Origin of the sequence: Streptomyces sp. MS06 (assembly GCF_047200655.1) — a bacterium.
Lineage (GTDB): Bacteria > Actinomycetota > Actinomycetes > Streptomycetales > Streptomycetaceae > Streptomyces.
This window is the reverse complement of the sequence record NZ_JBJZOJ010000095.1, coordinates 1-19,364: the sequence shown is the minus strand read 5'-3', so window position 1 is coordinate 19,364 and position 19,364 is coordinate 1. Positions and strand designations below refer to the sequence as shown.

Genomic DNA, 19,364 nt, shown 5'->3' with positions numbered 1-19,364 from the left:
GCTGGGCAAGGTCCTCGCCAAGCGGGTCGAGCCCGCCCTGACCGAGGGCGCCCACGTCCCCGGCCTCGACCCGTCCACCACCGCACTCGTCGCCGCCTACCGCTCAATGAGGAAGTGAACCCACCATGCAGCTCGGTCTCATCGGTCTCGGCAAGATGGGCGGCAACATGCGCGAGCGCATCCGCCTCGCGGGCCACACCGTCGTCGGCTACGACCGCAACCCCGACCTCTCCGACGTGGCGGACCTCGCCGGACTCGTCGAACGGCTGGACGCGCCCCGCGTCGTGTGGGTGATGGTGCCGGCCGGTGCCGCCACCCAGTCCGTCATCGACGAGCTGAAGGGCCTGCTCTCCCCCGGTGACACCGTCGTCGACGGCGGCAACTCCCGCTGGGACGAGGACGAGAAGCACGCCGGTGAACTCGCCGCCAACGGTGTCGGCTTCGTCGACGCGGGCGTGTCCGGCGGGGTCTGGGGCCTGGAGAACGGATACGCCCTGATGGTCGGCGGCGACAAGGAGCACGTCGACCGCCTCCAGCCGATCTTCCAGGCGCTCAAGCCGGACGGCCCGTACGGATACGTCCACGCCGGCAAGGTCGGCGCCGGGCACTTCTCGAAGATGGTCCACAACGGCATCGAGTACGCGATGATGCAGGCGTACGCGGAGGGCTGGGAGCTGCTGGAGAAGGTCGACTCCGTCACCGACGTGCGCGAGGTGTTCCGGTCCTGGCAGGACGGCACGGTGATCCGCTCCTGGCTGCTCGACCTGGCCGTGCACGCCCTGGACGCGGACGAGCACCTGGACAAGCTGCGCGGCTACGCGGAGGACTCCGGGGAGGGCCGCTGGACGGTCGAGGCGGCCATCGACAACGCGGTGCCGCTCCCGGCGATCACCGCGTCGCTGTTCGCCCGGTTCGCCTCCCGCCAGGACGACTCGCCGCAGATGAAGATGGTCGCGGCGCTGCGCAACCAGTTCGGCGGCCACGCCGTCGAGTCGGCCGAGGAGTAGGCCGGGCACGCGGCCGGCCCACCACCCGGCCGGCCCGGGCGCCGACCGGGGCGAACCCGGGCAAACCGACCGTCGGGCAGCGGCCCGGTCCGCCGGTCGCGCCCGGCCCGGCGCCGCACCCCGCCCGGTGCGGTACCCGGACGCTGCCCTGGACGCGACGGTATCCGACACTCCGAAACCGGGCAGTCGCCCCTCACCACCGTGGGGCGACTGCCCGGTTTCGCGGTGTCCGAGCCCGCGGCGGTCGAGCCGCCCGACCCACCGCACACCACCGGCACGGCACCGCGTCGGCCCAACACACCACCGGCGCGCCACCGCGTCGCCCACCTCGTGACGTGCGCCGGCGCACCACGACGGCGCGGAGGCCCGCGCTCCGCCGACCGGGGGACGGATCCGCCGCGACACCTGCGGCCTCCCCGCCGCCTCGTTGACACACGACGGCTCCTGCCACAACATCGGCCGAACCGAGCAGAACAGAACACCGCCGGAGCAGAGCACTGCGGCACGACCTCCCCCTTGACTGCCCGTCCGACGCGAGAAGGGCCCGAGTGGTGCGCTTCGTTTCCCGCAAGTTCGGCTGCCTGCTGGCCTGCGCCCTGGCCCTGGCCCTGCTCCCCTCGACGGCACAGGGCGCCCGCCCGGCCGGACCGGCACCGACGGTGCGGGTCTCGGGGCACACCCTCGTCCTGGACACCCCGGCCTACTCCGTCTCCGTACCCACGGTCGGCGAACTGTCCCTCACGACCGCCGGATCGGGCCGTACCGTCCTCGCGACCGGACCGGCCGCCCTCCGCTTCCGCTCCGGCGGCTCCTGGCAGCACGCCACGACCCTCACCGGCTGGCGCTGGCGGGACGGCGTACTCACCCTCACCGCGGGCACCACCCTGGCCGGTGCGCGGATCGAGGCCCGCCTCACGCCCGCCGCCGACCGCTACCGGCTCGACTGGGACGTCCGCGGCGCCACCGCCGACCGCCTCGGACTCACCTACGCGCTGGCCTCCGCCGGCCACTGGTACGGACACGGCGAGGCGAGCACGCCCGCCGGCGGGCCCTTCACCGACCAGCCGTGGCCACTGGACTCCGGGCAGGTGGTCGACAGGGAGTTCGGCCCCGCCTCGTACCGGATGGTCGACCCCTTCTGGTACACGCAGCGGGCGACCGGGCTGTACGTCGACACCGACGAACCCATGGAGGTGTCCCTGAACTCCGGCGGCGACGGACTCGGCCGCTTCACCGTCCGGTCGGGCGGCACGTACCGGGCGACCGTCTTCGTCGAGGACACGCCCCGGGACGTCTACCGCGCCTACGTCGGACTCGTCGGCAGGCCGCGGCAGAGCGACGCGAGCGACGAGCAGTACGCCCGACCGCTGTGGAACACCTGGGCCCAGTTCTACACGCACGTCGACCAGGAGAAGGTGCTGGACTACGCGAACGGCCTGCATGCGAACGGGCTCGACGGCCACACCGTCCAGCTCGACGACAAGTGGGAGTCCGAGTACGGCAATCTGACCTTCGACCGGGCGGCCTACCCGGACCCCAGGGCGATGTCGGACCGCATCCACGACCTGGGCTTCGACTTCGGGCTCTGGGTCACCCTGTGGATCAACCTGGACTCCACCCGCTACCGCTACGCGGCCGACCACGACTACCTGCTGCACGACGCCGCCGACCCGTCCCGGCCGTGCACGGTGACCTGGTGGAACGGCACCGCCGGAATCATCGACCTGGCCAACCCCGCGGCGCGCGCCTGGTACCGGGGCAACCTGCGCACTCTGATGGACGCCTACCGCGTCGACGGGCTGAAGTTCGACACCCGCTTCTTCGACGACCGCTGCGCCCCGCGCGCCGGGCACACCCGCACCGACTACCAGCGACTCGGCGCCGAACTCGCCGACGCCTACGACCTCCAGGGCGCGGGCATCCGGGTCCACTGGAGCAGGACCGCCCACGAGGCCGGCTTCGTGACCCGGCAGATCGACAAGGGCACCGGCTGGGACTCGCTGCGGGCGGCGGTCTCCCAGAACCTGGCGCTGTCCACGATCGGCTACCCCTTCGTGGCGACCGACATGATCGGCGGCTCCGCCGGCCGTCCCGCGCCGACGAAGGAGGTCCTGGTCCGATGGGCGCAGGCGGCGGCGTACATGCCGGTGATGTACGCCTCCACCTCTCCGGTGGGCACCGTCGACGTCACCACCGGACGCAAGGTCGCCTACGACGCGCAGACGGTCCGGCTCTACCGCCGGGCGATCACCCGGCACGAACGGCTGGCCCCGTACCTGCGGACCCAGGTCCGCCGCACCCTCCAGACCGGTGACCCGATCGTCCGCCCCCTGTTCTTCGACTTCCCGCAGGATCCGGCCGCCTACACGGTCTCCGACGCCTGGATGCTCGGCCCGGCGGTGCTGGCGGCGCCGAACCTGACCGGGGCCGGCTCGCGCGACGTCCACCTGCCGCCGGGCACCTGGTACGACGTCGTCCGGGGGACGACGGTGCAGGGGCCGGTGACCCTGCGGGCGTACGCCACTCCCCTGGACGTCACGCCCGTCTTCGTGCTCCGCGGGGCGGACGGCGCCTCCCAGGCACTCGACGCACTGCGGTGAGGCGCTCCCGGGACCCCGGAGCACGCGGGCGGGCCGGGGCCGCCGTCCGGGCGTACCGCCGCGGCCGGAGCGGAGCCCCCGGACGGGTTGCGAACTCCCTTTCAGGGGGCGAGGCGAGGACTGGAGTGCTCCGTTTGCGGGTAGTGCGGACCGCACTCCCGCGGACGTGACGGAGGAGAGCGATGGGACTGCTGCGGCAAGAGGTCGACCCGGACGAGGCCGGACTGGACGCGAAGGCGCTGGACCGCCTTGACCAGCACGTGGCCCACTACGTCGACGAGGGGCGGCTGCCCGGCTTCCTGGTGTCCGTGGCCCGCGGTGGGCGGGTGGCGCACCTGACCGTGCACGGCCGGCGCGACATCGCGGCGGGTCTTCCCGTCGAGCCGGACACGCTGTGGCGGATCTACTCCATGACGAAACCGGTGACCTCGGTCGCCGCGCTGCTGCTGGTGGAGGAGGGCCGGCTGTCGCTCGACGACCCGGTCGAGCGCCATCTGCCGGCCTTCGCCGACCCGCGGGTGTACGTCGGCGGACCGGCCGGGGACCCGGCCACCCGCCCGGCGGCCGGGCCGATCCTGATCCGGCACCTGATGACCCACACCGCCGGCCTGACCTTCGCGTTCTACCACAGCCACCCGGTGGACGCCCTCTACCGCGCGGCGGGTCTGGAGTCGTCGGTGCCTCCGGGCGCGGACCTCGCCGAGACGATCGACGTGTACGCGGGGCTGCCGCTGCAGTTCGACCCGGGCACCGAATGGAACTACTCGGTGGCGTCCAACGTGCTGGGCCGGGTGATCGAGGTGGTGTCCGGGCAGCCGCTGGACGTCTTCTTCGCCGAGCGGATCTTCCGGCCGCTCGGCATGGCGGACGCGGGGTTCCAGGTCACCGGCGAGCAGTCGGACCGACTGGCCGAACTGTACGGCGACCGCGAGGACGCCGGCATCGAGCCGATCCGAGGGCTGCCGTTGCACGGCCGTCCGCGCTTCCTGTCGGGCAGCGGGGGCATGGTGGCGAGCGCCCTCGACGTGCACCGCTTCACGGAGATGCTGCGCCGCCGCGGCGAGCTCGACGGCGTGCGGCTGCTGGCGCCGCGGACGGTGGACCTGATGACCCGCAACCACCTGCCCGGCAACTCCGACCTGCGCGCCTTCGGCAGCCGCCCCGCCCACGACGAACCCGGCAACGACGGCGTCGGCTTCGGTCTCGGCGTCTCCGTCGTCGTGGACCCCGCACGCACCCTGGCGCCGTCCGGGCTCGGCACCTACGGCTGGAGCGGCGTGGCGACCACGACCTTCTGGGTCGATCCGGGACGCGATCTGACCGTGCAGTTCATGACGCAGTTGCGCCCGCGCCGCTCGCTGCGGCTGTTCCCCGAGCTGAAACGGCTGGTCCACGAGGCGCTCACGGACTGAGCGGGCGCCGACAGCGAGCCACTCGGCGGGTGGGCGGGCGCCGACAGCGAGCCACTCGGCGGGTGGGCGGGCGCCGGAGACCGGAGTCGCCGACGGCCGGATGGCGCCGGACACGAGGTGCCACCGGCTGGGCGGGCCCCGGGCGCGAAGCACTCGCCGACCGGGCGGCCCCGGGCACGAGGTGCCCACCGGGTGGGCGGGCGCCGGACGCGAGGGAGCGGCGCCCGCCCGTCACGACAGGTGCGCCACCGCGTCGAGGTGCGGCAGGTGGTGGTCCATGCGCTCCCGCTTGGTCCGCAGATAGGTGATGTTGCTCTCGCACGGCGGGATGAGCAGCGGCACCTGCTCGGCCACCTGCACCCCGTGCCGCTGCAACGCCTCCCGTTTGCGCGGGTTGTTCGACATCAGCCGCACCGAACGCACCCCGAGGTCACGGAGGATGCCCGCGGCGACTCCGTAGTCGCGGGCGTCCACCGGCAGGCCGAGGGCCAGGTTCGCCTCGACCGTGTCCAGTCCCTCCGCCTGGAGGGCCATCGCGCGCAGCTTGGCGAGCAGCCCGATGCCCCGGCCCTCGTGCCCCCTCAGGTAGACGACGACGCCGCTGCCCTCGGTGGCCACCGCGCGCAGCGCGGAGGCCAGTTGGTCGCCGCACTCGCAGTGCTGCGAGCCGAAGGCGTCCCCCGTCAGGCACTCCGAGTGCAGCCGGGTCAGCACCCCGTCCGCGCCGATGTCCCCGTGGACCAGGGCCACCTGCTCCTCGCCCCGGTCGTGGTCGAGGTAGCCGACCGCCTGGAACTTCCCGTACACCGTGGGCAGCGGCACGCTCACGACGCGTTCCACGCCGGTGCGTCGCGGCTGCTTCTTCCCGAGGACGCCGATCGGCGCGGTGGTGGTCTCTTCTGTCATGATCTGATTCCTAAGCAGAGATGAGAAGGCACGAAAGGCCGTGGAGCGATGAGTGGTTCGGGCGCGCGGGAGGCGGCGCACGGTCTGGTTCCGGCGGACACCACGGAGGAGGTACGGGCGCGGGCGGCGGACGGCTCGGCACCGGCGGTCCTGCCCGTCGGCAGCTACGAGCAGCACGGCCCCTATCTGCCGCTGGCGACGGACACGCTGGTGGCCTGCGCCATCGCCCGGGAGATCGCCGCCAGGCATCCGGTGCACCTCCTTCCTCCGGTGACGGTCTCCTGTTCGCACGAGCACGCCGGCTGGCCGGGGACCGTCAGCATCTCCTCCGTCACGCTGCACGCGGTGGTGCGGGACATCGCGGACTCCCTGCGCCGCTCCGGGGTCCGCTCGCTGGTGCTGGTGAACGGGCACGGCGGCAACTACGTCCTGGGCAACGCCGTGCAGGAGGCCGGGGCACGCGGCGAGCGGATGGCGCTGTTCCCGGCCGCGGAGGACTGGGAGACGGCACGTGAGCGAGCCGGGATCGCCACCTCGCTCCTCACCGACATGCACGCGGGCGAGATCGAGACCTCGATCCTGCTGCACGCCCACCCGGACCAGGTCCGCCCCGGGTTCGAGTCCGCCGACCACACCGCGGACGACCGCCGTCATCTGCTCACCGCGGGCATGTCCGCCTACACCGACTCGGGTGTCATCGGCCGCCCGTCCCTGGGATCCGCCGAGAAGGGGAGGATCCTGCTGGAGAGCCTGGCGGAGTCCTTCGGCGCGTACGCGGCACTGCTCGGCGCCGACCGCCCCGACGCCGCGGGGGGCGACCGCGGGTAGCGCCCCTCGTCACCGCGACCGGTCTCGGCCCCGACCTCCGTCCCGGCCTCCGTCCCGGCCTCCGCCGTGGTCTCCGACGCGGTCTTCCGGCCGGGCCGCGGGTCGGTCCATCGGCGGGCGAGGAGGACCGCCGCACCCGGCAGCGCGGCGACGAAGCTCAGCACGCCGTACACCACGGCGGTCGCCAGCCCGGTGGCCGCGCCGAGGCCCGCGGCCCCGAACGCCCACGCGGTCACCCCCTCACGGGGTCCGAAGCCGCCCACGTTCAGCGGCAGTCCCATCGCGAGCAGGGCGAGGACGGCGAGCGGCAGCAGCACGGCCACCGGAGCGCCGGCTCCGGCCACCCGTGCGGCCACGACGAACGTCGCCGCGTGTCCCGCCAGGACGACCGCCGACGCCGCCGCCACCCGGGGTCCGTTGCGCGGCGAGAGCAGCCCCTCGCGCGCCTCCGCCAGCCACCCTCGCAGCGCCCGCACCGGCCCGGACGCGCCCGGTGTCCGGCGGGGGCGCAGAGCGAGGACGACGGCGAGCGCACCGAGGACCGCGACCGCGATCGGCCCCGCCAGGTGCCGTACCTGGGAGCGGACCGGCGACGGCAGCACCAGCAGCACCGCCAGCCCGCCGACCGCCAGGGCGAACTGTCCCGCGGTCCGTTCCAGCACCACGGCGCGGACGCCGCGCCCGACGTCTCCGGTGCTCCGGCCGTGCCGCACCGCCCGGTGCACGTCGCCGACGACCCCGCCCGGCAGCGCCGCGTTCAGGAACAGCGCCCGGTAGTAGGCGGCGACCGCCGCACCGAGCGGCAGCCGGATCCGCAGCCCGCGGGCGACCAGCGCCCACCGCCAGGCGCTGCACAGGGTCGTGACCGCGCCGATCGCGAGCGCCAGCAGCACGGCGGGCGCGTCCAGCCGCCGCAGCCCGTCGAGGAGCACTCCGGTGCCCGCCCGCCACAGCAGAGCGGCGAGGATGGCGGTACCGGCGAGAGTGCCTAGGTGACGGCGCAGGTGGCCCAGGTGGCGGGCGGGGCGCGCGGGGCGCGCGGGGCGTGGAGGCCGCACGCGGTGCGGGCCGCCGGTTCCGCCCGGCGCGTCCGCTCCGCCCGGCGTGTCCGCTGCGGCAGTGGACACAGCGGTGGGTGTCGCAGTGGGCACGGCGCCGGGTATCGCGGTGGGCACGGCGCTGGGCAGGTCCCCTGGGGACGGGAAAACCACGGAAGCGGGTACGGCGCCGGGTGTGGCGGTGGGTACCGCAGTACCTGCCGCGGTGGATACGGGCCGGTCCTGGGGAGCCGGGTCGGCCTCCGACCCGGGCCCACCGTCCGGCGCGGGCCCGTGCACCGGCACGAGGAGGCCGACGTTCGCCGCGGGGGCCGCCGAACGGGCCCGCGTGCTCATGACGCGGCCCCGTCCGGGTGGGGCAGCGCCAGCAGGTCGCTGTGGTGCACGGTGACCCTCAACTCGCCCGCCGCGCACTCCGCGAGCCGGGCCGTCAGGTACTCCCGCGCGGGGTCGCGCAGCGCGGGGCGCTGTTCCACGGCGGCGCCGACCCAGCCGCGCAGCCACTGCGCGGTGAGTTCCGCCTCGGCGGGTCCGAGCAGCCAGGGGCTGGGCCGCACGCGGACGCTCGCGCCGTGTTCGGCGAAGGCCTCTCCGGCGGCGTTCATGGCGTCGGGGCCGAGCAGTCCGGTGCGCCGCTGGTGGTCGTTGAAGGCCGCGGTGATCAGGGCGTCCAGCGGGTCGGCCGGGGCCAGTTCCACCCGTCCGGCCACCGAGAGGGTCAGCAGCGCCGGGCATCCGGCCCCCGCGCAGGCCTCGGCGAGCGCACCGACCTCCTCCCGGGTGAGCACGTCGAGGAGTGCGGACGCGGTCACCAGGCCGGCCCCGTCGAAGGCGTCCGGGGTGAGCCGGGCGAGGTCGCCGCGCCGGGTCTCCACGGTGACGGCGCTGCCGTCCGCGGCGGCGCGCGGGGAGCCCGCCGCCGCGAAGTGGAGGAGGTACGGGTCGCGGTCGTGCAGCACCCAGTGCTGGGCGCCGTCCAGCCGCGGGGCGAGCCAGCGGCCCATGGACCCGGTGCCGCACCCCAGGTCGTGCACGACGAGCCCGCGGCCGCGGCCGGGGAGGTTGGCCAGGCGGATGCGCAGCGGGTCCAGGAGGTCCGCGGAGCGTGCCGCGGCGTCGGCGTCCTCCCGCAGCCGCAGCCACTCGGGCGCGTAGCGCGGCGGCTCGTCGGCGGGCGCGTCCTCGCGCAGCCGCACGGTGGGCCGCTCCCCGGGGCGGGCTGCCGGCCCGGCGCCGGGGATCACCGCGCCGGGGGTGCGGTGCGGCGCCGGGATCTCCTCGGGAGCGCTCTCCGTGTGCCCGGTCGTCTTCACTTCCTCGGTGCTCCTCACGCGGCCCTCCGCGGTTCGTTCGGCAGGCGTCCCAGCACGCCGGCCAGGCTCTGCGCCGTCGCCGCCCAGCCGCCCAGGGCGGCGCGCCGGGCGCGCGCGGCGGCCTTCAGTCGGCGTCGTACGTCCGCCTCCCCGAACCAGCCGCGCAGTTCGGCGGCGAGCGCGGCGGGGTCCTCCGGCGGGACGAGGATGCCGGGCACCCCGCCGTCGGGGGCACGGCCGACCGCCTCCGGCAGCCCGCCGACATCGGTGGCGAGTACCGGCACGCCGCGGGCGAGCGACTCGGTGACCGCCATGCCGTAGGTCTCGGCGTACGAGGTGAGGACCGTGAGGTCGGCGGCGGCGTAGCTGGCGTCGAGTGCGGCGCCGGACTGCGGGCCGGCGAGGCGGATCCGGCCGCTCAGGCCGTGCCGGGCGATCAGGTCCCGCAGGTGGGTGACGTAGTCGGGGTCCTGGGTGAGGCCGCCGACGCACACGCAGTCGAACGGCAGGTCGGTCACCGCGGCCAGCGCCTCCACCAGCCGGTGCTGGCCCTTGCGCGGCGTGACGGCGGCGACGCACAGCAGCCGGGAGACCCCGTCGGTGCCGGGGGCGAGCGGGGCTATGTCGGCGCCGGGGGCGGCGACGTGCACCCGCTCGGGCGGCAGACCGTGGTGGGCGACCAGGCGGCGGACGGCCCAGTCGCTGGTGGCGATCACCGCGGACACCTCGCGCAGCACCGTGCGTTCCCGGGCGTCCAGGTCGGCGGCGACCGCGGGGGTGAGGCCGGTCTCGTCGCCGAGCGGCAGGTGCACCAGGACGGCGAGCCGCAGCCGCTCGGCCTCCGGCACGACCGTCTCCGGTGCGCCGCAGGCGACCAGGCCGTCGAGCAGGACGACCGCGCCGTCCGGCAGTTCCCGCAGAGTGCGGGCGAGTCCCGCGCGGGCGGCGGCGTCGGGGCGCGGCCACGGTCCGGCGGCGTGGTGCTTGCGGACCTGCCATCCGAAACCCGGCAGGTCAAGGCAGATGCGGCGGTCGTAGGCGTTCCCGCCGCTCGGGGCGGCGAGGTCGTCGACACCGTCCGGCATCACGAAGTGCACGGTGCGCAGGGACATGGGCACGGTCTCGGGGTTCCTCGGGGACTGCACTGCGGTGTACTGCGCGGGGACGTGGCCGAGCCGTATCCGGCCGGCCGCCCGCTGGACACCCGATCCCGCTCCCGTGGCGGTGCCCGAACCGCCGACCGGACCGCTGACCGTGCCCACGCCGGTGCCAGTGCCGGTGCCAGTGCCGGTGCCGGTGCCCACGCCGGTGCCGGTGCCGGTCACAGCGCACGCTCGTAACTCGCCCACGCGACATGCGACTCGTGCAGCGTGACGGTGATGGCGGCGATGCCCTTGGCCCCCTCGCCCAGTCCGCCCTTGCGGACCCGGTCGGCGAGGCGGTCCGCGACGACCTTCGCCAGGAACTCGGTGGAGGTGTTGACCCCCGCGAAGTCGGGCTCGTTGTCGAGGTTGCGGTAGTTCAGCTCGCCTACGACGGCGCTGAGTTCACGGGTGGCCAGTCCGATGTCGACGACGATGTTGTCGTCGTCCAGCTCGGCGCGCCGGAAGGTGGCGTCCACCAGGAACGTCGCTCCGTGCAGGCGCTGGGCGGGTCCGAAGACCTCGCCGCGGAAGCTGTGGGCGACCATGATGTGGTCGCGGACGGTGACACTGAACAACGGACGACCCTCCAGGTGCGGTACGTCGGGCCCCGGCGCGTCGGCGGCCGGGGATGCCGTGTAGTACGGCGCTTCGCTTCCCCGCGTTCAGCTCGCCCGCACCCTCTTCTCAGGTCAGGCGGCCCCGCGGGGAGGTGGTGCGTGCCGGGTCAGGAGGCCGCGGCGTCGTCGTAGCGGATGCGGTGGCACAGTGCCGGCAGCGCACCCGAGGTGAGCTGCGGCATCACCTCCGGCAGCGCCTCGAACGCCGACTCCCCGGAGACCAGCGCGTCGAGCGCCGGGTCGGCGAGCAGGTCGAGGGCGAGCGCGAGCCGGTCGGCGTAGGAGCGGTCGCCGCGGGCCGGGGAGACGGTGCCGACCTGGCTGCTGCGGACGGTGAGCCGCCGGGAGTGGAAGGCCTCGCCGAGCGGCAGGCTGACCCTGCGGTCCCCGTACCAGCTCAGCTCGAGCACCGTGCCCTCGGCGGCGAGGAGTTCCAGGGACCGGGCGAGCCCCTGCTCGGTGGCGCTGGCGTGGACGACGAGATCGCACTCCCCCAGGGCCTGTGCGGGAGTCGCGAAATCGACGCCGAGCGCCCGCGCGGTCCCCGCACGCCGCGGATCGGCGTCCACGAGCTGCACCCGCACGCCCGGGAAGCGCGCGGCGAGCGCGGCCACCGAACACCCGATCATCCCGCCCCCGACGACGGCGATCCGGTCGCCGAGCAGCGGCCGGGCGTCCCACAGGGCGTTCACGGCGGTCTCCACCGTGCCGGCGAGCACCGCCCGCCCGGCGGGCACCCGCTCCGGCACCACGGTCAGTGCGCTCACCGGCACCACGTACCGCGTCTGGTGCGGGTACAGGCAGAAGACGGTACGCCCGGCCAGTTCGTCCGGCCCCTCCTCGACCACGCCGACGTTGAGGTAGCCGTACTTCACCGGGGCGGGGAAGTCGCCCTCCTGGAACGGCGCCCGCATCGCCGCGTGCTGGCTCTCGGGCACCCGGCCGCCGAAGACGACGGTCTCGGTGCCCCGGCTGACCGCGCTGAACAGCGTCCGCACCGTCGCCTCGCCCTCGGCCGGCGCCGGAAGGTCGACGTCGCGGATCTCGCCGTGCCCGGGTGAACGGAGCCAGAAGGCGCGGGCGGTCCGATTCATCGGCATCCTCCTGAACGATCGGGAATCAGTGCGCGTAAGCAGAAGTGCACAGGCCGCGCAGAGTACGCGGCACTGATCGACTCTGTCACTCGGCCGGAGGGTGAGCGGTGGCCCTGAACAACATGTACGTGGCAAGGCCGGTCCAGCAGGAGCCCGCCGTGGGAGCGGGCGTGCAGATCCTGCTGCTGGCCCTGCTGGGCGCGGCGATCGGCATGGGCCCGGCGGGCTGGCTGACCGGACTGGCCTTCGCGGCCGCGAGCTGGGCCTTCCTCTCGCGAGCGCTGCACCGCTCCGGGCTGGACTCCTTCGGCCCGGCGAACCGGGTCACCCTCGGCCGGGCGACCCTGGTGGGCGGGGTGACGGCGCTGGTAGCCGACTCGTTCCGCAGCGCGCCGCCGGCGGCCCTGCTGGTCGCGCTCACGGCGGTGGCACTGCTGCTGGACGGAGTCGACGGCAAGGTCGCCCGCCGCACCGGCACCTCCACCGCGCTCGGCGCCCGCTTCGACATGGAGGTCGACGCCTTCCTGATCCTGGTGCTGAGCGTGTACGTGGCCATGCAGCTGGGCCCGTGGGTGCTGCTGATCGGCGTCATGCGCTACGCCTTCGTCGCCGCGGCCCGCCTCTGGCCCTGGCTGAACTCCCCGCTCCCGCCGAGCACGGCCCGCAAGACGGTCGCCGCACTGCAGGGCATATGCCTGCTGGTCGCGGGCGCGGACCTGCTGCCGGGCGCGGCCAACACCGCCGTGGTCCTGCTGGCGCTGGGCACCCTGGTGTGGTCGTTCGGGCGGGACGTGCTCTGGCTGCGACGGCGGAAGCAGGCGTCGCGATCGGGGCGGGCGGCCGGAGAGCGCGCAGCCACGCCGGCCCGGCAAGGCCTGGCGACTGCCGGGGCGGCGACACGGGCCGCGGACACGGCGGACGCTACCGAGCTGATGGCCCGCCCGGGCGTGTAGCGGCAGACCGGCCGCTCAGACGTTCACGACCGTCTTCCGCCTGCCTCCGAGCAGATCCCGCAACTTATCCTGGGTCTCGGGATCGGTGGAATGGACGACAGTACCCACCATGCCGCGGGTGAGCAGGACCTTGTACGTATTGCGGATCAGGCGGTCCACGTCCGCGTCCGGTGTCGACCGCTTGAACACCGGGTCCTTGGAGGCCGTGCGGTCCGTCGTCCAGCGGTCGCCGCGCCAGACCAGGTCGGGGCCGAGGATGACACCGGACCAGTCGTACTCGAACCCCTGCGCCGTGTAGACGCAGCCGACCTGTCCGAAGCCTGCCGGGTCCGTCGCCCAGAGGGCGGACGGCGGCGCACCGGACACGGAGCGCTCACCGCGCAGGTTCCACGGCCTGGCCCAGTCGCCGATGCGTACATCGGCCGGGAGGGGCTGACCCGGCTTGGGCTCCGGTGACCACGGCCAGCAGTACCCGGCGGACATACGCGCTCCGTAGCCCTTGCTGCGGCAGTGCGTCAGGAAGTCCTCCATTTCCTGCGGGCTCTCCGCGATCTCGAGGCGCATGCGGTCGTCGGGGTCCCAGACCACCGGTCCGCCCGGCTCAAGCCCGAGCAGCCGCACCACCCACCGCACGTAGGCGTCGCTTCCGCCGCAGCGGAACTGGCTGTCCAGCGGCACGACATGGCAGGTGAGATCCCTCCGAGCGGCCGCCGCCCTGATGTCGTCGACGGTCCCCATCTCCCCCGGGCGCACCACCTGGTGCTCGTCCAGCAGGAAGACGGGCACCCTGGCGACGTCGAGCAACTCGTCGATCTGGCGCTTCCCCGTCCGCTGCGCCGCACGCGTGAACCGGTTCGCGGAGGTCTCGCGGATGCGGTGGGCCTCGTCGCAGATCAGAACGTCGAGGGAGTTCTTCTCCGTGGCCATGAAGCTGTTGAAGTACCTGAAGAGGTCCTGCACCTCACGCTTCCTGGCGCCCGCGACCCTGCGCATCGTCTTGGTGAAGGACTGGGATCCCGTCGCGTGCAGCGCGGGGACACCCTGGCGGTACAACTCACCGAGCAGGGAGAGCGCGATGACGCTCTTGCCGGTGCCGGGGCCACCGGTGACGACCACGACTTCCTTGCGGTCGGACTGCTTGGCCCGGCGCACGGCGTTGAGCACCATGCGGTAGGCGACCTGCTGCTCGTCGAGGAGGACGAACTGCTCGCGCTCACGCACTTCCTGGGCCGCGACCGCCATGAGCTGCCGGGACGGAACGGTCTTCCCCGCCAAGAGCAGGTCGGCTGCCTGCGCTCCGGGCCGTTCGGCGCTGAGCCGGCTGCGCAGGTAGGCGACGAACTCGCCGCGCCGATCGCCGGTGAAGAGCAGACTGCGCTCGTCCGTCTCGCGCTCATGCAGGCCGCCCGCACCGAACCGGGTCGCGTTGTGCAGGAACGCCACTCCGCTGACACGGCGAGGATGCTCGGCCACCGCACCGTTGAAGTTGACGAGGTACTCGCAGTAGCGGCGCACCTGCTCGGACGGGTTCAGCACCGGATGCGTGTAGGGGTCGACGTGGCACAGGTCCGGGTCGTCCTCGTCCGGTTCGGCCTGGCTCCACTGCTTCAGCTCCACCACCACGTACGACGGTTCACCTGTGACCGGATGTGCTCCGGCGAGCACCGCGTCAGCCCGCTTGCTGTTCATCGGGAGGGCGTACTCGAGCATGACCTCCACGTCGCCCAGCCCCGCGTCGTTGAGCGCGGCGGTCAGAGCGGGGATGCTCCGCTCCCATGAACGCGCTTCGGAGGTGCCGGGACCGTAGCCGTGCATATGGACGAACTGGTCGGTGAGGTGGAGGTACAGGGAACCGTCGAGCACCATGGCGGCGACGGTTTTTGCGGACGCGCGGAACAGCAAGGACTTCCCCCGGGCAGCACGAAGTGACTCGTGCGGGTGGGGGCATGTCCTTCGAGACTCCGCCGAGGCGGAGCGGAAGCCCGTCGGGCCGCGATGACGATGCGTCCGAGGTTACCTGGAGAGCCGTTGCGGGCAAGGCCTTGGCTGCCTCTTCGGACTGCGGCGGCCCTCACGAGGGGGGGTGCCGCGGTTCGCCGGGGTGAAAGTGCACGTAGGCCTGCGGCCTGCGGAAATGCTTGGGGCGCGGCACTCGGTTCCGGACCCCGACCGCAGCGCCGGCCCGTCAGCGTCCGGAGGCCAGACGCAGGAATTCTGCCCACGCTTCAGGACCGAAGGCCAGATTGGCCGCCGTCGGCGACTTCGAATCTCGGACAAGTACTGCGTTGCTCATGCGACGACCGTGTGTGCATGACGGAGGCGTAACCACCCCTGATGGTAGAGCACTTCGTGAAGTCCTTGACCTGACGGGGTCGAACCAGACCGGGCCGATGGTGTCGTCGCCGCGCTCGGTCCGCCACCAGCTGTTCCGGGCTCCCTTCGGTTCGGGGGGCTTGGATACGCTGGGCGTCCTGACAGCCGTGTCGAAGGGTGCCGCCGATGCTTCCGATCCGCTCTCGCTCCGTGGTCTTCATAGGCCTGGCCGCCGTGTCACTGGCGATGGCCGGCTGTTCCTCGGACGGTGGTGCGTCGACGGAGCCGGCGAAGACCCCGGCACAGAGCGGTGCGGCGAGCAGTGCGGGTCAGGGCGCGGACGCGGGGGCCGCGTCAGGCTCGGACGGGTCGGGCTCCGACGGGTCGGGCTCGGACAGCTCCGGGTCGGACGGGTCGGGGGCGAGCGGCTCAGGATCGGACGGGGCGGGGTCGGACGGCCCGGGCTCCGGCAGTGGCTCCAACTCGGGGGGCGGGTTGGGCAATGCGCATCTCACCTACAGCGGTGGCGCCAACGGGGAGTTCACGATCAAGAGCGTGGGCTGCGTGGTGACGGGAGGCAAGCTGACCGCCATCACGGCTCCCGACGTGGACGACTCCAAGACGTCGACGCCTCCCGCGTTCACCACCAACATCACCGGTGCCGGGTCGCTGGCGTCGCTGATCACACCGGACAGCAAGAGCTTCGTGCACACCTCGGCCTCCGGGGTGACGGGTAAGAAGTCGGGGGGCAAGTGGATCGCCACGGTGTCCGGGATGAAGCTGGGTCCGACGAACGCGAACAGCGACTCCATCGTCGTGAACGGCACCATCACCTGCGGGCGCGTGGTCTCCATGTAGGGCGTCAGTGGGCGCCGTGCCAGCGGCCCCGCCCCGCACGCGGGTCGGGACCAGGTTCAGGAACGCCCGCAGGTAAGCGACTTGGCCGATGCCCAGCGGCCCCCGGCCTCACCAACACCGGCGGGATGCGAGAGGATTCAGCGGCAGGCACGGGCCACTCGTGATCGTTGAGCTTCGACACCCCAATGATCACGAAGCCGGTGCCTGCTCTGCTATGCACCCCAACCAGTCACAGCCCGACCAACCGCCCGACCCCGAACTCGCTCAAACACTGGCATCTGAGCGATTTCTAGGTACGGATACTCAGAGGCCGGTTTGAGCGATCATACGGACGCCACGGAGTACACCTGCCTCGTAACGTTTGCGACATTGACCAGGCAAGAAGCATCACGATCAGGAAGAGGTTCTCCCGGGTGCGTTCCGGGGGGAGGGGGCTACGCATGGCGTGGGACGAATGGGAACAGCTCAAAGCAGAAGCGGCCGACCGCCACACTGCGCGCATGCAGATCGACCACGTCGCACCCGTCGAGGACAACAGCGGAACCAGCAGCGTCACGGGGGGCGTCAAGTCGACGAAGAAGGCGTGGATCTCCGCTGGAGAAGGCGTGCACACACAACGTGAGGCGCTGGACAACGTGACTGGCCGACTGTCGGACGGCCAGAAGAGCCTGGGCGAAGACGAGGGCTGCCAGACCGCGGTCGCACAGCGCAAGGTATACGGCTCGTGGAACCAATACGCTCACGGCCTCGCCACAAAGTGCGACGCGCTGCAGAAAGTCCTGGAACAGACCGGCCACGACCTGCTACTCACCGACGACTCCGTAAAGACCGCGCTCAACCAGATCAACACCGAGTTCAAGGACACTCCGGCCGTCGGCGGCCACGGCGGGGACCGGTGATCTGAGCCCGTGGACTACAAGACTCTCAAGGCCCTCAAGCCGTCCGACTACTCGGATGCAGCCGATGACTACCGGGCGATGAGCGACAGAGCGAGCGCCTCCAAGGACGACATCAACAATCGCGTCGCTGCCGGGATGCGCAAGGAGCTCGATGGCAGGGCCGCGGATGCTGCCCACAAGCAGCTGACCAAGCTGTCCGAGAACTTCCATTACATCCAGGTCGAGTGCGGGCTCATCAGCACGGCTCTCAACGCCTTCTCCTACGACATACAGCCGGCCAAGAAAAAGCTCGAGAACGCCGTAGCCGACGCCGAGGCAGCGAAGTTCACCGTGAACGGCGACGGCTCCGTCAGCTACCCAGCCGGCGGCGAGAAAGAGGACGGCAAGTTACCACCCGGCGGCACCGCCTCCGGTGTGACCGGCAGCTCGGCGCAAGGACTCGACCGCCAGGCGGCCAACTTCGATCCGAACCCGAACTACCGGCGTGCACAGGAGTATGCGAACCGCATCGCCTCAGCCCTCAAAGAGGCCACAGAAGCCGACGAGAAGTGGGCGCCGAAACTGCGGGCCCTGACGGCCGATGATGACCTCACCGTCTCCGACCGCGACTGGGCTGATGTGCAGTCCGACACCCGAGGCGTCGCCAAAGCCGCCGACCACTACCTCGACAGCATCGCGCCACCACCCAAGGGTGGCGATCCGAAGGCCAACGCTGAGTGGTGGAAGAGCCTCACCCCGGAAGAGCGTGACACTTACCTCACTCTGCATCCGAAGGCCGTGGGAGCGATGAACGGACTGCCCGCGGAAGCACGGGATGAGGCCAATCGGACAGTGCTCGACGAGACATGCGCGCAGTACCAGCTCGACCTCGACACCCTTCCCCCGGAGCCCACGAACAAGTACGAGAACGTATACACCATCAATGGGCCAATAAAAGTCTACACCCAAGAATGGATCGATTGGAACGAGAAATATGGCGGTCAGATAGCCTCGTTGAACAAGGTCCTGAATGGATCCAAGGCCATCCAGGATCGGTTCGACAGCACCGGCGAAAAGGGCTTGCCGCGAGCATATCTCTTGGGATTCGACCCCAAGGGCCAGGATGACGGTCGGGTCATCCTGGCCCTTGGGAACCCTGATACAGCCGACCACACCGCAGTGTACGTCCCAGGCACGGGTACAAATATTGAGGGAACCCAAGGGAGCATCGAACGCACCGAAAAGATGTGGCGGGAAAGTTCGAAACTTGTGCCCGGCCAGTCCGTTTCGACCGTTTACTGGCTTGATTACGATGCGCCCGACAACATCCCGCAGGCGATGAGCGGGTCTCGTGCAGAACATGCTGGCCCGAGACTCGAAGACTTCCTCCAAGGAACCCAAATCGCACAGGGCGGGCCAAATGCCAGCCACACGACCATTATCGGCCATAGCTACGGCACTACGGTGGTTGGCGAGACGGCCAAGCACAACCACATCCCGGCAGACGACATTGTCGCCCTCGGCAGTCCTGGTATGCAGGTCAAGCACGCAAGCGATCTAGGCGTGGGGGCAAATCACGTCTGGGCCGAAGGAGCCAACTGGTCCATGGACGACGCCATAGTCCGACACGGCGGCGGCTTGGTCGGCCTCGGTGACGGTCGGGGGTCAAACCCTACCGACGTCGCCTTCGGCGCCAACATCATGCAGGACGACACCGGGAACCTCATCTCGGGGCACAGCTCCTACTGGGACTACGCCGGGGACGAAGCTTCAACAAGCCTCAAAAATCAAGCTCGAGTAATTGCAGGAAGGTACGGAGATGTCAAGCTCGAATAGGCGGCATGGCGCACAGCGAACAGGCCTCGTCGCGATCTTGACGTCGTCACTCCTCCTTACGGGATGTTCCATGGAAAAAGACAACGGGAATCCTCTCCCCACACGCAATTCCCACACAGTGGAAGACGAAGTATCGTCACTCTCCAGCCGCGTGCTGGACATGTTGAAAGTCAAGGGGAAGGTAACCGAGCCCGGAGCGTACACCACGCATTGCTCGGACGACGACCCCAGTAAGGGCTTCTGGGTCAGGCACCCCTGGTCCCTGTACGGGCTCGACAACGCCGAGCTCGGCGAAGGGTTCGCCAACCTGAAGCGATCCCTGCCCGACAACGGGTGGAAGATCACAATGGAAGGAAATGACGGCAGCCGGAACAAGAACCCAGAGGTCAAGGCCGTCCACGAGAAGACACATACTCAGCTGGACGTCTCGTGGCTGAAGGGCCTCGACGGGAACACTCCGCTACTTGACGTCACTGTCTACTCGCAGTGCTTCAAGAAATCCGACTGATCTGCCTCTATTCCCGCGCGAACTGCAAGAATGCTTCG

Annotated in this window: 16 protein-coding genes and 1 pseudogene; 9 read left to right on the top strand and 8 right to left on the bottom strand. The window is 71.6% G+C overall.

Going from position 1 to position 19,364, the window contains the following annotated elements; genetic code table 11:
* The first annotated feature begins 125 nt into the window (after positions 1–125).
* The 3 genes from gnd to ACL02U_RS31530 all read left to right on the top strand — a co-directional run bounded on the left by gnd (position 126) and on the right by ACL02U_RS31530 (position 5,019).
* Positions 126–1,007 carry a phosphogluconate dehydrogenase (NAD(+)-dependent, decarboxylating) gene (gene gnd / locus ACL02U_RS31540; protein ID WP_412794420.1) on the top strand — a complete coding sequence of 294 codons (882 nt, stop codon included), beginning with the start codon at positions 126–128 and terminating at the stop codon, positions 1,005–1,007.
* Positions 1,008–1,555: 548 nt separating this feature from the next.
* Complete coding sequence (locus tag ACL02U_RS31535) at positions 1,556–3,607, top strand: TIM-barrel domain-containing protein (protein WP_412794419.1); 2,052 nt, start codon at positions 1,556–1,558, stop codon at positions 3,605–3,607.
* A 182-nt stretch (positions 3,608–3,789) separates the two neighbouring features.
* Complete coding sequence (locus tag ACL02U_RS31530; RefSeq protein ID WP_412794418.1) at positions 3,790–5,019, top strand: serine hydrolase domain-containing protein; 1,230 nt, start codon at positions 3,790–3,792, stop codon at positions 5,017–5,019.
* Between the two features lie 231 nt (positions 5,020–5,250).
* Here ACL02U_RS31530 and ribA read toward each other — a convergent pair whose 3' ends face one another.
* Positions 5,251–5,925, bottom strand: a complete 675-nt coding sequence (gene ribA, locus ACL02U_RS31525) for a GTP cyclohydrolase II (RefSeq protein WP_412794417.1) — start codon at positions 5,923–5,925, stop codon at positions 5,251–5,253.
* A 48-nt stretch (positions 5,926–5,973) separates the two neighbouring features.
* Here ribA and ACL02U_RS31520 point away from each other — a divergent pair, with 48 nt between their 5' ends.
* Positions 5,974–6,753, top strand: a complete 780-nt coding sequence (locus tag ACL02U_RS31520; protein WP_412794416.1) for a creatininase family protein — start codon at positions 5,974–5,976, stop codon at positions 6,751–6,753.
* Between the two features lie 194 nt (positions 6,754–6,947).
* Here the strand turns inward: ACL02U_RS31520 and ACL02U_RS31515 are convergent.
* From ACL02U_RS31515 to ACL02U_RS31495, 5 genes and pseudogenes are all read right to left on the bottom strand, one after another.
* Positions 6,948–8,147 (bottom strand): annotated as a pseudogene (locus ACL02U_RS31515) (lysylphosphatidylglycerol synthase domain-containing protein); the annotation flags it as partial.
* Positions 8,144–9,085: an SAM-dependent methyltransferase gene (locus ACL02U_RS31510; protein WP_412794422.1), complete on the bottom strand. Its 942-nt coding sequence runs from the start codon at positions 9,083–9,085 to the stop codon at positions 8,144–8,146. The pseudogene ACL02U_RS31515 and the gene ACL02U_RS31510, both read right to left, overlap by 4 nt.
* A 53-nt stretch (positions 9,086–9,138) precedes the next feature.
* A complete protein-coding gene (locus ACL02U_RS31505) occupies positions 9,139–10,305 on the bottom strand; it encodes a glycosyltransferase family 4 protein (protein WP_412794421.1) in 1,167 nt (388 codons plus the stop codon).
* Positions 10,306–10,445: 140 nt separating this feature from the next.
* A complete protein-coding gene (locus ACL02U_RS31500; RefSeq protein WP_412794415.1) occupies positions 10,446–10,844 on the bottom strand; it encodes a 6-pyruvoyl trahydropterin synthase family protein in 399 nt (132 codons plus the stop codon).
* Positions 10,845–10,993: 149 nt separating this feature from the next.
* Positions 10,994–11,980, bottom strand: a complete 987-nt coding sequence (locus tag ACL02U_RS31495; RefSeq protein WP_412794414.1) for a zinc-dependent alcohol dehydrogenase — start codon at positions 11,978–11,980, stop codon at positions 10,994–10,996.
* Positions 11,981–12,087: 107 nt separating this feature from the next.
* Here ACL02U_RS31495 and ACL02U_RS31490 point away from each other — a divergent pair, with 107 nt between their 5' ends.
* Positions 12,088–12,933, top strand: a complete 846-nt coding sequence (locus tag ACL02U_RS31490) for a CDP-alcohol phosphatidyltransferase family protein (protein ID WP_412794413.1) — start codon at positions 12,088–12,090, stop codon at positions 12,931–12,933.
* A 15-nt stretch (positions 12,934–12,948) separates the two neighbouring features.
* Here ACL02U_RS31490 and ACL02U_RS31485 read toward each other — a convergent pair whose 3' ends face one another.
* Together ACL02U_RS31485 and ACL02U_RS31480 are read right to left on the bottom strand one after the other, a co-directional pair.
* On the bottom strand, positions 12,949–14,835 hold the full coding sequence (locus ACL02U_RS31485) for a DNA/RNA helicase domain-containing protein (protein ID WP_412794412.1): 1,887 nt from the start codon (positions 14,833–14,835) through the stop codon (positions 12,949–12,951).
* A gap of 283 nt (positions 14,836–15,118) precedes the next feature.
* Positions 15,119–15,226, bottom strand: coding sequence for a DUF397 domain-containing protein (locus ACL02U_RS31480; protein WP_412794411.1), 108 nt, complete (start codon positions 15,224–15,226; stop codon positions 15,119–15,121).
* Between the two features lie 515 nt (positions 15,227–15,741).
* Here ACL02U_RS31480 and ACL02U_RS31475 point away from each other — a divergent pair.
* The 4 genes from ACL02U_RS31475 to ACL02U_RS31460 all read left to right on the top strand — a co-directional run bounded on the left by ACL02U_RS31475 (position 15,742) and on the right by ACL02U_RS31460 (position 19,326).
* Positions 15,742–16,104, top strand: a complete 363-nt coding sequence (locus ACL02U_RS31475) for a hypothetical protein (RefSeq protein WP_412794410.1) — start codon at positions 15,742–15,744, stop codon at positions 16,102–16,104.
* Positions 16,105–16,544: 440 nt separating this feature from the next.
* Positions 16,545–17,003: a hypothetical protein gene (locus tag ACL02U_RS31470; RefSeq protein WP_412794409.1), complete on the top strand. Its 459-nt coding sequence runs from the start codon at positions 16,545–16,547 to the stop codon at positions 17,001–17,003.
* Between the two features lie 9 nt (positions 17,004–17,012).
* Positions 17,013–18,818, top strand: coding sequence for an alpha/beta hydrolase (locus ACL02U_RS31465; protein ID WP_412794408.1), 1,806 nt, complete (start codon positions 17,013–17,015; stop codon positions 18,816–18,818).
* A gap of 70 nt (positions 18,819–18,888) precedes the next feature.
* Positions 18,889–19,326, top strand: a complete 438-nt coding sequence (locus ACL02U_RS31460) for a hypothetical protein (RefSeq protein ID WP_412794407.1) — start codon at positions 18,889–18,891, stop codon at positions 19,324–19,326.
* Positions 19,327–19,364: the final 38 nt, after the last annotated feature.